The sequence below is a fragment of the Stenotrophomonas sp. Br8 genome (assembly GCF_014763005.1).
In the GTDB taxonomy this organism is placed as follows: Bacteria; Pseudomonadota; Gammaproteobacteria; order Xanthomonadales; family Xanthomonadaceae; genus Stenotrophomonas; species Stenotrophomonas lactitubi.
Genome location: NZ_JACGTN010000016.1, coordinates 104,599 through 117,689, shown reverse-complemented (window position 1 = coordinate 117,689; position 13,091 = coordinate 104,599). Strand labels below are relative to the sequence as shown.

Below are 13,091 nucleotides of genomic sequence, written 5' to 3'. Positions count from 1 at the left end.
CCCACGGCCGACCACCTGCGAGGAGCACCATGCTGCATTACGCCGTCATCTTCTTTGTCATCGCCATCATCGCCGCCGTGCTCGGCTTCTCCGGCATTGCCGGTGCCGCCAGCAACATTGCCTGGATCCTGTTCGTGGTGTTCCTGGTGCTGGCCGTGATCTCGATGTTCCGCAAGCGCACATGACCGCTTGAATGGTAGTGCCGGCCGCTGGCCGGCAACCTCGACAACCCGGGGTTGCCGGCCAGCGGCTGGCACTACCGAAGCGCGGTCAACGCACCGCGCTATGCAATCCGCGATCGGCTTCGTGCCGTTGCAGCGCCAGTTCGATCAATCGCGTGATCAGCGTGGTGTAGTCCACGCCACTGGCACCCCACAGCTTCGGATACATGCTGATGCGGGTGAAGCCGGGCAGGGTGTTCACTTCGTTGATGACGATCTGGCCATCGGCGGCGAGGAACACATCGACCCGCGCCATGCCAGCGCACTCCAGCGCTTGATAGGCCTGCAACGCGATCTGCTGGATACGTGCCTGCGTTGCCGCATCGATTGCGGCCGGCACCACCACTTCAGCACCGTCTTCGTTGATGTACTTGGTGTCGTAGGCGTAGAACTCGTCGTGCAGTACAACCTCGCCACAGACGCTGGCCTGCGGCCGCTCGTTGCCGAGCACCGCACATTCGATCTCGCGGCCGACCACGGCCGATTCCACCAGTACCTTATGGTCGTAGCGCAGCGCGGTCTGCAATGCCTCGGCGAAACCCTCTGCATCCTTGACCTTGCTCACGCCCACCGATGAGCCCTGGTTGGCCGGCTTGACGAACAGCGGCAGGCCAAGCGCTTCGATCAGTGCCGCGACATCGACCGCATCGGCTTCATGGCGACGGATGCACACCCAGGGCGCCACCTGCAGGCCCGCATCACGCAGCAGGCGCTTGGTCACGTCCTTGTCCATGGCCACCGCCGAGCCCAGCACCGGCGAACCGACGAAGGGCAGGTTGGCCATGCGCAGCAGCCCCTGCAGCGCACCGTCCTCGCCCAGCGGGCCGTGCACGATCGGCAACACCACATCGATCTGCCCCAGCGCGCTGCCCGCATCGGTCGGTTGCAGCTGCGCCTGCTCGGTGCCGGGCAGCACCGCCAACGCAGTACCGGAAGCATGCAGGGCGATGCGCGCCGGATCATCCGCATTGAGCAGGAAGGTATCCGGCTGGCTGAGGTGCCACTGGCCCTGCTTGTCGATGCCGACCAGCACCGGCTCGAAGCGCTCCCGATCCAGCGCATCGAGAATGTTCTTCGCCGACTGCAGCGAAACTTCGTGTTCGGAAGACCTGCCACCGAAGATGATGCCAACCCGGGTCCGTGCCATGGAAGTGCGATGTCCTGTGCGTTGCGTGGCTGCATAGCATGAACCTTCATCGGCCTTCCGCGTGAGGCACAGATGAACCAGAAATCCAGTCGCGCGTGTCATCCACGCATGGCCTGGATCTACCGTGTCGACCAAGGTCGACACCCACCAACAGCAGCAGCCGACCCCGTGCCGTTCCGACAGGTCGCAGGGAACTGTCGAAGTCGGGGTGGGAGGGGCAGGCGGGACCGCAGGCGCCATGGATGGCGCCTACGAGCCCCCATGGATGGGTTTACGGCGTGTCCCGCCTGCCCCTCCCACCCCGACTCCCTCAGCAGACTGCTTCTGACGTTGACCTTGCATCTGCGGGTGCCGGGCGGCAGCCCGGCCCAAGCTCACCACCCACGCAGGTAGAATGCGCACATGGCTCTTTCCCTGCTCAAGTCCCTCAAGCCGGTCGCTGGCCGCGCTCTGCAGATCGCCCTGAACCGCGCGCTGGCGCTGGATCCGGATACCCGCCATGCACTGGCCAGCCTCGACGGTCGCCACATCGACCTGACCCTGGACGCACCGCCGCTGGCGATGCGCATCAGCGTCGACGGCACCCAGTTGCGGGTGGGCCCGGTGGATGCGCAGGAAGCCGACCTGGCCGTGCGCAGCAGCCTGGCCGGTGTGCTGGCGCAGCTGCCGCTGCTGGCGCGCGCCCGCCAAGGTGCTGACAACGGCAAGGGCCGCGTGCGCGTGGCCGGCGATGCCGAGCTGGCGCGCCGCCTGCAGCAACTGGCCAAGGGCTTCGATCCGGACTGGCAGCAGCCGTTCGTCAGCGTGTTCGGTGAAGTGCTGGGCGTGCAGGTGGCCAACACCCTGCGCAGTGCCCTGCAGCACGCCCGCCAGGGCGCGATCGACCTGGCCCACAGTGCCGCTGAATTCATCACCGAGGAATCGCGCGACGTGGTGCCACGTGCCGAACTGGATGCCTTCCACGACGACGTGGACGTACTGCGCGATGATGTCGAGCGCCTCGGCGCACGCGTGCAGCGCCTGCGGGGTGCCGCATGAAGGCGCTGCTGCGGGCCAGCCGCATCGGCCGGGTGATCCTGCGTTACCGCCTTGACGACCTGCTGCAGGACACGCCTGCAGAGCGCTGGCTGCGCCTGGCCAAGCCGTTCGTGCCGCGCGCTTCGGCCGACATCGCCGCACAGTCGCGCGGTGCGCGCCTGCGCCTGGCGCTGCAGGACCTGGGACCGATCTTCGTCAAGTTCGGGCAGATCCTGTCGACCCGCCGCGATCTGGTGCCGCCGGATGTGGCCAATGAGCTGACCCTGCTGCAGGACCGGGTCAAGCCCTTCGACGGCGACGCCGCGCGCCGCATCGTCGAGGAAGCGCTCGGCCTGCCGGTCAGCGAAGCCTTCGCCAGTTTCGATACCGAACCGCTGGCCTCGGCGTCGATCGCGCAGGTACACGCGGCCACCCTGGCCGATGGCCGCCAGGTGGTGGTCAAGGTGCTGCGCCCGGGCATCGAGAAGCAGATCGACGCCGACATCGCCCTGCTCAACTCGCTGGCAACGCTGGTCGAGCGCACCCATCCGCGTGCCGACAAGATCCGTCCGCGCGAAGTGGTGGCCGAGGTCGAAAACACCTTGGCCGCCGAGCTGGACCTGCAGCGCGAAGGCGCCAACGCCAGCGTGCTGCGCCGTTTCTGGGAGAACTCCGACGACCTGTACGTGCCGGAAGTGATCTGGAGCCATACCGCCGAGCGCGCGCTGACCCTGGAGCGCGTATGGGGCATTCCCTCCGATGACATCGCGGCACTGGACAAGGCCGGCATCGACCGCAAGGCGCTGGCCGCCAAGGGGGTGCGGGTGTTCTACACCCAGGTGTTCCGCGACAACTTCTTCCATGCCGACGCGCACGCCGGCAACATCTGGGTCGACATCGATCCGATGCGCCGCGACAACCCGCGCTTCATCGCGCTGGACTTCGGCATCATGGGCCAGCTCTCGCAGGAAGATCAGTACTACCTGGCCGAGAATTTCATGGCCATCTTCAACCGCGACTACCGCCGCATCGCCGAACTGCACGTGCAGGCGCGCTGGATGCCCGACAACGTGCGCATCGATGATCTGGAAGCGGCGGTGCGCTCGGTGTGCGAGCCGTACTTCACCCGCCCGCTGTCGCAGATCTCGCTGGCCGAAGTGCTGATGAAGCTGTTCCGCGTGGCCCAGCGTTACCAGCTGACCCTGCAGCCGCAGCTGATCCTGCTGCAGAAGACCCTGCTCAACATCGAAGGCGTCGGCCGCCAGCTCGATCCGCAGATCGACATCTGGGCGGTGGCCAAGCCGGTGCTGGCGAAGATCCTGCGCGAGCGCTACAGCCCGCGCCGCGTGGTGCGCGAGATCGGCAAGCGCCTGCCGGAAATCATGACCCATGCGCCGGACATGCCTCGCCTGGTGCATGCCTGGCTGACCCAGCAGGTGGAAGGCCGGCATGAACTGGCGATGCGTTCGCGCGACTTGGTTGCGCTCGATGCCAGCCTGCAGCGGCTGCAGAAGCGCGCGGTCGGAGCGATCACTGGCGTTGGTCTACTGGCGATTGCCGCATTGATGTACGTGCTGCAGCCGCCGGGCTGGTACTGGGGCGACGTGCCGGCATGGAGCTGGGTGTCCGGTACCGTCGGCGTGTTCGCACTGGCGCGTGCGTGGTGGCGATGAGTGATGCGCTGAGCGCGCTCAAACACGAGCTGGCGCAGTTTGGCAGTGACAACGATGCGCGCGAAACCGATCGTGGCCGGCGCATGCTCAACATCACTGCCGACACCGGTGAACTGCTGTCGGTGCTGGTGCGGTTCGGCAATGCCCGTCGCGTGCTGGAGATCGGCACGTCCAATGGCTATTCCACGCTGTGGCTGGCCGAGGCCGCCGCTGCCATTGATGGCAGGGTGACCACGCTGGAGTTCGCCGCCGACAAGGTGGCGATGGCCCGTGCGAATTTCGCGCGCAGTGGATTGGGTGAGCGCATCGAACAGGTCCACGGTGATGCCGGGCAGTGGCTGGCGCAGGCGGCCGATGGCTGCATCGACCTGCTGTTCCTGGATTCGGATCGCGGGCAGTACGCAGGCTGGTGGCCGCAGCTGCGCCGTGTACTGCGCCCCGGCGGTCTGCTGGTGGTCGACAACGCCACCTCGCATGCCGCTGAGATGGAGCCGCTGCGCGCCCTGCTGGCCGCCGACGCGGCGTTCACCACCAGCCTGGTGCCGGTGGGCAATGGCGAACTGCTGGCGCTGCGCAACGCCTGACCGGGCGTCGCCCCGGCAACGCCGGTCGCTGGTCTGCTCCGGTAGTGCCGGCCGCTGGCCGGCAACCACTTTCATCGGGCGACCTCAACGTTGCCGGCCAGCGGCCGGCACTACCCTATTCAGCGTGTCATCCGGATAATCGCGCGGTGAGCACCGAACCCGACACCCTCGCTGCGGTCGAGATTGAAACCGCGCCCCTGCAGCTGCTGCACCTGGATGAACGCCTGGCCGTGGTCAACAAGCCGGCCGGGCTGATGGTCCACGACAGCAAGCTGGCCCGTGGCGAAGATGATTTCCTCGCCGATCGCCTGCGCGAGCAGCTGGGTCGGCCGATCTTCCTGGTCCATCGCCTGGATCGCGCCACCAGTGGCTGCCTGCTGCTGGCCTTCGACCGCGACGCTGCCAGCATGCTGGGCAAGGCGCTGATGGGCGGCGAAGTGAGCAAGGACTATCTGGCGATCTGCCGCGGCTGGCCTGCCGAGGACGCCTGGCAGGTCGATCATGACTTGGATGGTGGCCCGGGCAAGCCGGTAAAGAAGCCAGCGGTGACCGACTTCCAGCGCCTGGCGGCCGGCGAACTGTCGGTGCCAGTGGGGGAGTTCGCCAGTTCGCGCTATGCGCTGCTGCGCTGCCAGCCGCTGACGGGTCGCTTCCGGCAGATCCGCCGGCATCTGAAGCACCTGTCACATCACCTGATCGGCGATACCAGCCATGGTGATGGCCGGCACAACCGCAACTTCCGCATGCAGGGCGTGCACCGCATGCTGCTGCATGCGGAGCGGCTGCGCTTCCCGCATCCGGATGGCGGCATGGTGGACGTGCGCGCCCCGGTCGACGGTGAGTTCCAGAAGGCGCTGGACCTGTTCGGCTGGCAGGTGCCGTAGCGGTAGCGCCGGGCCATGCCCGGCGGCTTCTGCGATGAAACGGCCGCGCTTCGCGCTCGCCGGGCATGGCCCGGCGCTACCGCCTCATTTTTTTTCAGGCTCGTTGACGATCGCTTCCAGATCCTTCTGCAGATCGGCGAACAGCGGCTGCATGCGTGTCTGGATCGCCACCATCACGTTCTGCATCAGCGCCGGAGTCTTGTCGAGCAGGCTCTGGCCAGCCGGGCTCTCGTAGAACTCGGCCATGGCCAGCACGTCTTCCTTGCTGAAGGTCTTCTTGTACAGGTCCACGTACATCGGCCGCAGCTGCTGCCACGACAGTGCCTGGCGCAGGGTCTGGCTGGTACGGGCCTGGATGCGCTGCAGCTGTTCCTGCTGCTGGGCGTTGAGCTGGCGCTGTGCGGCCACCTGCTGGAACTGCTGCTGCTGCATCGATTCGATCTGCGGCAGCATGGTGTCGATCATGCTCTGCGCACGCGAGGCCGACAGCAGGCGGTTGATGTCGCCATCGGTGGGCGCTGCGGCCAGCACCGGCGCGCTTGCTGCGGCCAGCACCAGCAGCAGGGTTGCGCGGCGCAACACGGAGGGAACGAAGCGGATCATGCGGAGCGTCCTGCAGTACACGGGACGGCAAGCATACCCCCGGCAAAGGCGAAGGCGGCGTGTTCGGTGCCTGATCGGCGGCATACGGTGCGCGATGGCAGCCACGGCAACGCGGCTGCCGCTACAATGCGCGGATGGGCAACGGACCGGTCACCATCAGCGCGCAGCTTGAAATCCCCGACGGCGAGATCGTCGAGCGTTTCGTGCGTGCCAGTGGCGCCGGCGGCCAGAACGTCAACAAGGTGTCCACCGCGGTGGAACTGCGTTTCGACGTGGCCGGTTCGCCCTCGTTGCCCGAACCGTTGCGCGAGCGCCTGCTGGCGCGGCGCGACCGGCGCATGACCGGCGAAGGCGTGCTTGTCATCGACGCGCAACGTTTCCGGACCCAGGATCGCAATCGCGAGGATGCGCGCGAGCGGCTGGCGGCCTTCATCCAGGCCGGGCTGAGCGTGCCCAAACCACGCAAGGCCACCAAGCCGACCTTCGGGTCGAAACTGCGTCGTCTGGACGCCAAACGCGGGCGCGCGCAGATCAAGCGCGGGCGCTCATCACGTGACTGGGAGTGATTGCTTGAACAACCCGACGCCGTTGCTGCCGGCCATTCCGCCGAACATGCCGCAGGTCAAGCCCAACCGTTTCCTGCGCTGGCTGGCGCGCTGCACGCTGCGCATGGGCGGCTGGAAAGTGACCGGCACCCTGCCGGATGTGCCGAAAGTGGTCTTCATCATCGCCCCGCATTCGTCCAACTGGGACGGGCTGTGGGGCATGGCCGCGAAGATCGCACTGGGCATGAAAGTGAAGGTGCTGGGCAAGGCCTCGCTGTTCTGGTGGCCACTGGGCCCGCTGCTGCACAGGCTCGGCGTGATCCCGCTGGACCGCAGCTCGCCGCAGGGCACCGTGGGCCAGGCCGTGGACCTGCTGCGCAACAACGAGAAGATGTGGTTCGCGATCACTCCGGAAGGCACCCGCAAGGCCGTCAAGGAATGGAAGGCCGGCTTCCTGAAGATCGCGCGGATGGCGGACGTGCCGATCCTGGCGGCCTATTTCCATTACCCGGAGAAGATCATCGGCATCGGTCCGCTGTTCATGCCGACCGGCGATGATGTCGCCGACATGGCGACCATCCGCGAGTTCTACCGGCCCTGGATCGGCAAGACCCGCGGCACGGTCTGAGCCGATCGCTGCCGGCAGCGTAGACGCCACGTCCGGCACATGCCGGGCGCCCGTGACAGGAGTAGGGTGGACGGCTGCCATCCCGTACCGTCTGCCCAAGGAGCGTTTTACATGTCGCGTACCGTAGTCCTGGCCGCCGCCATCAGCCTGGCGCTGGCGGCCTGTTCCGGCAAGGAGTCCACCCCCGTGTCCGAAGCCCAGAATGCACCGGCCCAGCAGCCGGCCGAAGCCTCCACCAACCCGCTGCTGACCGCCAGCAGCCTGCCGTTCCAGGCACCGCCGTTCGACAAGATCAAGGACAGCGATTACCTGCCGGCCTTCGAAGAAGGCATGCGCCTGCATCTGGCCGACGTGCGCAAGATCGCCGACAGCGCCGAGCCGGCCACCTTCGACAACACCATCGTGGCGATGGAGCGCAGCGGCGAGACCCTGACCCGCGTGTCGCGCATCTTCTTCGGCCTGGTCCAGGCCGATACCAACGATGCCCGCCAGAAGATCCAGGAAGAAGTGGCACCGAAGCTGGCCGCGCACCAGGACGAGATCAACCTCGATCCGAAGCTGTTCGCGCGCGTGAAGTCGCTGTACGACCAGCGCGAGACGCTGGGCCTGGATCCGGTGCAGAAGCGCCTGGTCGAGCATTACTACGACGGTCTGGTGCGCTCGGGCGCACAGCTGTCCGATGCTGACAAGGCAAGCCTGCGCAAGCTCAACGTGGAAGAAACCACGCTGTCCACGCAGTTCCACACCCGTCTGGTGGCTGCAACCGCCGCTGCCGCGGTGGTGGTGGACGACAAGGCCAAGCTGGCCGGCCTGGACGACGATGCGGTCAACAATGCCGCCGCCGCCGCCAAGGACCGCAAGCTGGACGGCAAGTTCCTGCTGCCGCTGCAGAACACCACCCAGCAGCCGGTGCTCGGTTCGCTGACCGACCGCGACCAGCGTGCGGCCGTGCTGAAGGCTTCGGAAACCCGTGCCGAGCGCGGCGATGCCAATGACACCCGGCAGACCGTGCAGCGCCTGGCCCAGCTGCGTGCGCAGAAGGCCAAGCTGCTCGGCTTCGACACCTTCGCCGACTACCAGCTGGGCGACCAGATGGCCAAGACCCCGGCGGCCGCGCTGAAGCTGCTGACCGACACCGTGCCGGCCGCCACCGCCAAGGCGCGTGCCGAGGCCGGCGAGATCCAGAAGGTGATCGACGCCCAGAAGGGTGGTTTCCAGGTGGCTGCCTCGGATTGGGACTTCTACGCCGAGCAGGTGCGCAAGGCCAAGTACGATCTGGACGAGTCGCAGATCAAGCCGTACTTCGAGCTGGACAACGTGCTGCAGAACGGCGTCTTCTACGCCGCCACCCAGCTGTACGGCATCACCTTCAAGCCGCGTACCGACATTCCGACCTACAACCCGGACATGAAGGTGTACGAAGTGTTCGACAAGGACGGCACCTCGCTGGCCCTGTTCTACACCGACTACTTCAAGCGTGACAGCAAGTCCGGTGGCGCCTGGATGGACGTGTTCGTCGAACAGGACGGCCTGACCGGTGCCAAGCCGGTGGTCTACAACGTCTGCAACTTCACCAAGCCGGCCGCTGGCCAGCCTGCGCTGATCAGCTTCGACGACGTCACCACCCTGTTCCATGAGTTCGGCCATGCACTGCACGGCATGTTCTCGAACGTGAAGTACCCGTCGATCGCCGGCACCGCCACCTCGCGCGACTTCGTCGAGTTCCCGTCGCAGTTCAACGAACACTGGGCGCTGGACCCGAAGGTGTTCGCCAACTACGCCAAGCACTACAAGACCGGCGAAGCGATGCCGCAGGAACTGGTCGACAAGATCCTCAAGGCGCGCAGCTTCAACCAGGGCTATGCGACCACCGAGTACCTGTCGGCCGCGCTGCTCGACCTGGCCTGGCACACGCAGAAGGCCGATGCCCCGCTGCAGGATGTCGGCGCCTTCGAAGCCAGCGCGCTGAAAAAGTTCAAGGTCGACCTGCCGCAGGTGCCGCCGCGTTACCGCACCACCTACTTCGACCACATCTGGGGTGGCGGCTATTCGGCCGGCTACTACGCCTACTTCTGGGCGGAAGTGCTGGACCATGACGCCTACCAGTGGTTCACCGAACACGGTGGCCTGACCGCCGCCAACGGCCAGGAATTCCGCGACAAGATCCTTTCGCGCGGCAACAGCGTGGAGCTGTCGACCCTGTACCGCGATTTCCGCGGCAAGGACCCGTCGGTGGAACCGCTGCTGAAGTTCCGCGGGCTGAAGTAAGCGCGGCCTGAAGTACGAAAGAAAAAACGGCGGGGGCAACCCCGCCGTTTTTCTTTGCGTCGATGCCATCGACGGATTCCGCAGTTTGTCGCTCATCCACGCATGGCGTGGATCCATGTGTCGACCAAGGTCGACACCTACCAAGAGCAGGCCATGCCATTCCGACAGTTCGCGGAAATCTGTCGAAGGCGGGGTGGGTCCGGTTGCGGGGGCGTGAGCGCCATGGATGGCGCGACCGAGCTTACAGGGACGTACTTGCAGCGTCCCCCGCAACCGGATCCACCCCGCCATCCCACGGAAATCCAGCCTCTGCTGTTGCTGTTGAGGTTGCCGGCCAGCGGCCGGCACTACCGGGTGCCGGGCGCAGCCCGGCCATCAGGTCCCTACGTGCACCCGGTTCGCCTGCTCGGCCAACCCCAGGTGATCCAGCGCGATGTCCAGCGCCAGCACATAGCTCTGCGCCCCATACCCGGCCGCGATCCCCAATCGCTGACCCACGCCCGCCGGCAGGCACGGCTCGGCCACCGCACCGTCGTCATGCACTTCCACGTACGCGTTGTGCAGGTACGGCAGCAGCCGCTGCAGGCGCAGGCTGTCGGCACATGCGCCCGGATCGAGCAGCGTCACCTCGCCACGGCTGTGGTCGGCCACGCGCAGCGCGTCCAGCAGTTCCTGTTCCGAACCGCAGGCGCGGATCGCCACGCTGGTGCCCGCATCGATCGCACGATGCACCAGTGATTTCAGCACCGGCGCCGGCAGCGGCGCGGCGGTACGGATCAGCGCGCCAGCCGCTTCCGGGCCACGGATGATGAAGATCGACATGACTCAGCCCTCCCGTGCCAGGCGGCGGCCGACGATGGCCAATGACAGCGGATAACCCGCCTGCTGGCTGCGCTGGTCGACCACCACGGCGGCCGGACCATGCTGCAGGCGCAGGCGCGCTTCCAGACCAGGCTGATGGGGTGACTGCAGTTCGATGTACTCCGCAGGCAGACCGTCCAGTGCCGCCTGCAGCGCACCGCCCTCGGCACACCATTGCGCCTCGTCGGCCGCGCCGACATCAAGCAGCACCCAGTCCGCGCTGCGCGCCTGCGGCTGGCACAGGCACTGGCGCACATCGGCCAGGCTGGCGCAGTCGGTGCACAGCACCGGATGGCCGGACAACTCGGCCGGCAGCAGCGGACGCGGCACCGACGGCGACGCATGCCGGATCACCAGGAGGGTCATACAACACCTTGCGCAAAGCGCCGTACGGCGCGGTAGGCACACGATGCGCGTGGTGGCCGTAAAGGTGCGATGCCCGGTGCCCGGCCCAGGCGTAAAACCTGCGTAACCCCTCCTGTAGCGCCGAGCCCATGCTCGGCTTGCTCGACGCTACGGAACAGCAGCCGAGCATGGGCTCGGCTCTACAGGATGCGGGCGCGGGAACCTCTTCGGGCCTGATGTGGTCTGATGCCGATACCACCCACCCGGAGCCTGTCATGGATGCTGTTGCCCGCCCCCCGTTTTCGCAGCGCACGCTTGCCTGGCTGAAGAAAGAAGCGCTGCCCCTGCTGGTGATGTTGGGCCTGCTCGCGGCCGCCCGCGACACCCTCGCCAACCACTACGTCGTGCCCAGCGGCTCGATGCAGCCGACGCTGCAACCGGGCGACCGGGTGGTGGTGGACATGCGCGCTTATGGCCTGCGCCTGCCGTTCACCAGCAAGGAGCTGCTGGGTACCGGCACGCCGCAGCGCGGTGAAGTGGCGGTGTTCGATTCACCGGCCGACGGCACCCGCCTGATCAAGCGCGTCGCCGCCGTGGCCGGCGACCACGTGCAACTGCACGATGGTCACCTGAGCATCAACGGCCAGCCGCTGCAGATCGCCGACCTGGCCGATACCGAAGCCTTTGGTGAGCGCCGCGCCAGCCTCGACCTGGACAGGGGCGGTGGCCCGGACATCGCGGATCTGCAGGTGCCCGCCGGCAAGGTGCTGGTGCTGGGCGACCATCGCGGCAACAGCTTCGATGGCCGCTTCTTCGGCTTCGTCGATGCGGACAAGATCTACGGCCGTGCGGTGGCGGTCTATTACCGCCGTGGTGACGGCTTCGAATGGCAGCGGCTGTAAGCTGAATCGATATGCCAGAAGTATCAATCCTGACCTAGCAGGTTATGGATCGACTGGATGGACGGGCCTAGTCTGAGGCCCGTCCCCTCCATTCCGGCCGCCCCCACGGCCCACCGCCCCCCATGACTGGCGAATCCCCGGCGGCCCTTGCCGACCGTTTCCGTACTGACCACGCTGCCGCCGACACCCGCATCCAGCAGGGAACGCCGGCCTTCCGCCGCACCGCGCTGGCACTGTTCCTGGCCGGCTTTTCGACCTTCGGCCTGCTGTACACGGTGCAGCCGCTGCTGCCCGAGTTCAGCCGCCACTTCGGCGTGTCCGCTGCGGGCAGCGCGATGTCGCTGTCGCTGACCACCGGCACCCTGGCCGTGGCCATGCTGCTGGCCGGCCTGCTGTCCGATGCGGTTGGCCGGCGCCCGCTGATGATCGTTGCATTGCTGGCCTCGGCCACGTTGTCGCTTTGCACGGCCCTGGTCGATGACTGGGCCACCCTGCTGGTGCTGCGCACCCTGCTGGGGCTGGCGCTGAGCGGCGTACCGGCAGTGGCGATGACCTATCTGGTCGAAGAGATGGACAGCCGCGCGCTGGGCCTGGCGATGGGCCTGTACATCGGCGGCAATGCCATCGGTGGCATGAGCGGGCGCCTGCTGGCGGGCATCATCGCCGACCATTGGGGCTGGCGCTGGGGCATCGGCGTGGTCTCGATCATCGCCGTGGCCAGCACCGTGCTGCTGTGGCTGCAGCTGCCGCCGTCGCGCCACTTCCAGGCGAGCCGCAGTGGCCTGCGCCAGTTGCCCGCGCGCTGGCGCACGCTGTTCGCCGATCCTGGCCTGCCGTGGTTGTTCGCCACCTCGTTCGTGCTTATGGGCGTGTTCGTCACCCTCTACAACTACCTCGGTTACCACCTGCTGGCGCCGCCGTACCACCTCAGCCAGACCGTGGTCGGGTTGATCTTCAGCGTGTACCTCGTCGGTACCTTCAGTTCGGCGTGGATGGGCCAGCAGGCGACGCGCTATGGGCGCGGCCGCATCCTGTCGATCTCCTTCGGCCTGATCGCCGCCGGCATCGTGCTGCTGGCGATGCCGTGGCTGTCGGCGATGGCCGTGGGCATCGCGCTGGTGACGTTCGGTTTCTTCGGTGGCCATTCGGTGGCCAGCAGCTGGGTCGGCAGCCGCGCCGGTTCGATGCGAGCGGAAGCGTCGGCGCTGTACCTGTTCGCTTATTACCTGGGTTCCAGCGTGCTGGGCGGCGTGGGCGGCCTGGCCTATGCCGCGTGGGACTGGCTGGGCGTGTGCGCGTTCGCCGCGCTGCTGACCCTGATCGGCGGTGGCATCGTCTGGGCGCTGCAGCAGCGCGCGCCGCAGCCGGTGACGGCCTGATCCTGCTCCGGTAGATGCCGACCTTGGTCGGCGT

At 66.9% G+C, this 13,091-nt stretch carries 14 protein-coding genes; 10 read left to right on the top strand and 4 right to left on the bottom strand.

What is annotated here, in order from left to right; all coding sequences use genetic code 11:
- The first annotated feature begins 29 nt into the window (after positions 1 to 29).
- A complete protein-coding gene (locus H3005_RS14615; protein ID WP_025875842.1) occupies positions 30 to 185 on the top strand; it encodes a DUF1328 domain-containing protein in 156 nt (51 codons plus the stop codon).
- A gap of 85 nt (positions 186 to 270) precedes the next feature.
- Here the strand turns inward: H3005_RS14615 and ddlA are convergent, their stop codons facing one another.
- Positions 271 to 1,368: a D-alanine--D-alanine ligase gene (ddlA, locus tag H3005_RS14610; protein WP_100554393.1), complete on the bottom strand. Its 1,098-nt coding sequence runs from the start codon at positions 1,366 to 1,368 to the stop codon at positions 271 to 273.
- Positions 1,369 to 1,770: 402 nt separating this feature from the next.
- Here ddlA and H3005_RS14605 point away from each other — a divergent pair, with 402 nt between their 5' ends.
- The 4 genes from H3005_RS14605 (at position 1,771) to H3005_RS14590 (ending at position 5,526) form a co-directional block, all read left to right on the top strand.
- Entirely contained in the window at positions 1,771 to 2,406 is a 636-nt protein-coding gene (locus tag H3005_RS14605) for an SCP2 sterol-binding domain-containing protein (RefSeq protein ID WP_100554394.1), read from the top strand.
- Positions 2,403 to 4,058 carry a ubiquinone biosynthesis regulatory protein kinase UbiB gene (gene ubiB, locus H3005_RS14600; protein WP_100461861.1) on the top strand — a complete coding sequence of 552 codons (1,656 nt, stop codon included), beginning with the start codon at positions 2,403 to 2,405 and terminating at the stop codon, positions 4,056 to 4,058. Before H3005_RS14605 ends, ubiB begins: the two co-directional genes overlap by 4 nt.
- Positions 4,055 to 4,642, top strand: a complete 588-nt coding sequence (locus H3005_RS14595) for an O-methyltransferase (protein ID WP_100554522.1) — start codon at positions 4,055 to 4,057, stop codon at positions 4,640 to 4,642. Before ubiB ends, H3005_RS14595 begins: the two co-directional genes overlap by 4 nt.
- 146 nt (positions 4,643 to 4,788) lie before the next feature.
- Positions 4,789 to 5,526, top strand: coding sequence for a pseudouridine synthase (locus H3005_RS14590; protein WP_100554395.1), 738 nt, complete (start codon positions 4,789 to 4,791; stop codon positions 5,524 to 5,526).
- Positions 5,527 to 5,610: 84 nt separating this feature from the next.
- On the opposite strand, the gene H3005_RS14585 is transcribed toward H3005_RS14590, so the two are convergent.
- On the bottom strand, positions 5,611 to 6,129 hold the full coding sequence (locus tag H3005_RS14585) for a DUF2059 domain-containing protein (protein WP_100554396.1): 519 nt from the start codon (positions 6,127 to 6,129) through the stop codon (positions 5,611 to 5,613).
- Between the two features lie 134 nt (positions 6,130 to 6,263).
- Between H3005_RS14585 and arfB the strand changes: the two genes are divergently transcribed.
- The 3 genes from arfB to dcp all read left to right on the top strand — a co-directional run bounded on the left by arfB (position 6,264) and on the right by dcp (position 9,570).
- Complete coding sequence (gene arfB / locus H3005_RS14580) at positions 6,264 to 6,695, top strand: alternative ribosome rescue aminoacyl-tRNA hydrolase ArfB (protein WP_089241560.1); 432 nt, start codon at positions 6,264 to 6,266, stop codon at positions 6,693 to 6,695.
- 4 nt (positions 6,696 to 6,699) lie between these two features.
- Positions 6,700 to 7,302 (top strand): lysophospholipid acyltransferase family protein, encoded by a 603-nt coding sequence (locus H3005_RS14575; RefSeq protein WP_100554397.1) that lies wholly within the window; start codon positions 6,700 to 6,702, stop codon positions 7,300 to 7,302.
- Between the two features lie 111 nt (positions 7,303 to 7,413).
- Entirely contained in the window at positions 7,414 to 9,570 is a 2,157-nt protein-coding gene (gene dcp, locus H3005_RS14570) for a peptidyl-dipeptidase Dcp (protein WP_100554398.1), read from the top strand.
- A 375-nt stretch (positions 9,571 to 9,945) separates the two neighbouring features.
- On the opposite strand, the gene H3005_RS14565 is transcribed toward dcp, so the two are convergent.
- Both H3005_RS14565 and H3005_RS14560 read right to left on the bottom strand, forming a co-directional pair.
- Positions 9,946 to 10,392, bottom strand: a complete 447-nt coding sequence (locus H3005_RS14565; protein WP_025875822.1) for a hypothetical protein — start codon at positions 10,390 to 10,392, stop codon at positions 9,946 to 9,948.
- A gap of 3 nt (positions 10,393 to 10,395) precedes the next feature.
- Positions 10,396 to 10,797 (bottom strand): hypothetical protein, encoded by a 402-nt coding sequence (locus H3005_RS14560; protein ID WP_100554399.1) that lies wholly within the window; start codon positions 10,795 to 10,797, stop codon positions 10,396 to 10,398.
- A gap of 254 nt (positions 10,798 to 11,051) precedes the next feature.
- On the opposite strand from H3005_RS14560, the gene lepB reads away from it, so the two are divergent.
- Both lepB and H3005_RS14550 read left to right on the top strand, forming a co-directional pair.
- Complete coding sequence (gene lepB, locus H3005_RS14555) at positions 11,052 to 11,678, top strand: signal peptidase I (RefSeq protein WP_099819572.1); 627 nt, start codon at positions 11,052 to 11,054, stop codon at positions 11,676 to 11,678.
- A 122-nt stretch (positions 11,679 to 11,800) separates the two neighbouring features.
- A complete protein-coding gene (locus H3005_RS14550; protein WP_100554400.1) occupies positions 11,801 to 13,057 on the top strand; it encodes an MFS transporter in 1,257 nt (418 codons plus the stop codon).
- The last annotated feature ends 34 nt before the right edge of the window (positions 13,058 to 13,091 follow it).

What these genes read in the sequence shown, in the direction of transcription:
- ubiB (WP_100461861.1), top strand. Translation starts at nt 2,403, where the DNA reads ATGAAGGCGCTGCTGCGGGCCAGCCGCATCGGCCGGGTGATCCTGCGT.
- ddlA (WP_100554393.1), bottom strand. Translation starts at nt 1,368, where the DNA reads ATGGCACGGACCCGGGTTGGCATCATCTTCGGTGGCAGGTCTTCCGAA.
- H3005_RS14550 (WP_100554400.1), top strand. Translation starts at nt 11,801, where the DNA reads ATGACTGGCGAATCCCCGGCGGCCCTTGCCGACCGTTTCCGTACTGAC.
- arfB (WP_089241560.1), top strand. Translation starts at nt 6,264, where the DNA reads ATGGGCAACGGACCGGTCACCATCAGCGCGCAGCTTGAAATCCCCGAC.
- H3005_RS14615 (WP_025875842.1), top strand. Translation starts at nt 30, where the DNA reads ATGCTGCATTACGCCGTCATCTTCTTTGTCATCGCCATCATCGCCGCC.
- H3005_RS14585 (WP_100554396.1), bottom strand. Translation starts at nt 6,129, where the DNA reads ATGATCCGCTTCGTTCCCTCCGTGTTGCGCCGCGCAACCCTGCTGCTG.
- H3005_RS14565 (WP_025875822.1), bottom strand. Translation starts at nt 10,392, where the DNA reads ATGTCGATCTTCATCATCCGTGGCCCGGAAGCGGCTGGCGCGCTGATC.
- H3005_RS14595 (WP_100554522.1), top strand. Translation starts at nt 4,055, where the DNA reads ATGAGTGATGCGCTGAGCGCGCTCAAACACGAGCTGGCGCAGTTTGGC.
- lepB (WP_099819572.1), top strand. Translation starts at nt 11,052, where the DNA reads ATGGATGCTGTTGCCCGCCCCCCGTTTTCGCAGCGCACGCTTGCCTGG.
- H3005_RS14560 (WP_100554399.1), bottom strand. Translation starts at nt 10,797, where the DNA reads ATGACCCTCCTGGTGATCCGGCATGCGTCGCCGTCGGTGCCGCGTCCG.
- dcp (WP_100554398.1), top strand. Translation starts at nt 7,414, where the DNA reads ATGTCGCGTACCGTAGTCCTGGCCGCCGCCATCAGCCTGGCGCTGGCG.
- H3005_RS14605 (WP_100554394.1), top strand. Translation starts at nt 1,771, where the DNA reads ATGGCTCTTTCCCTGCTCAAGTCCCTCAAGCCGGTCGCTGGCCGCGCT.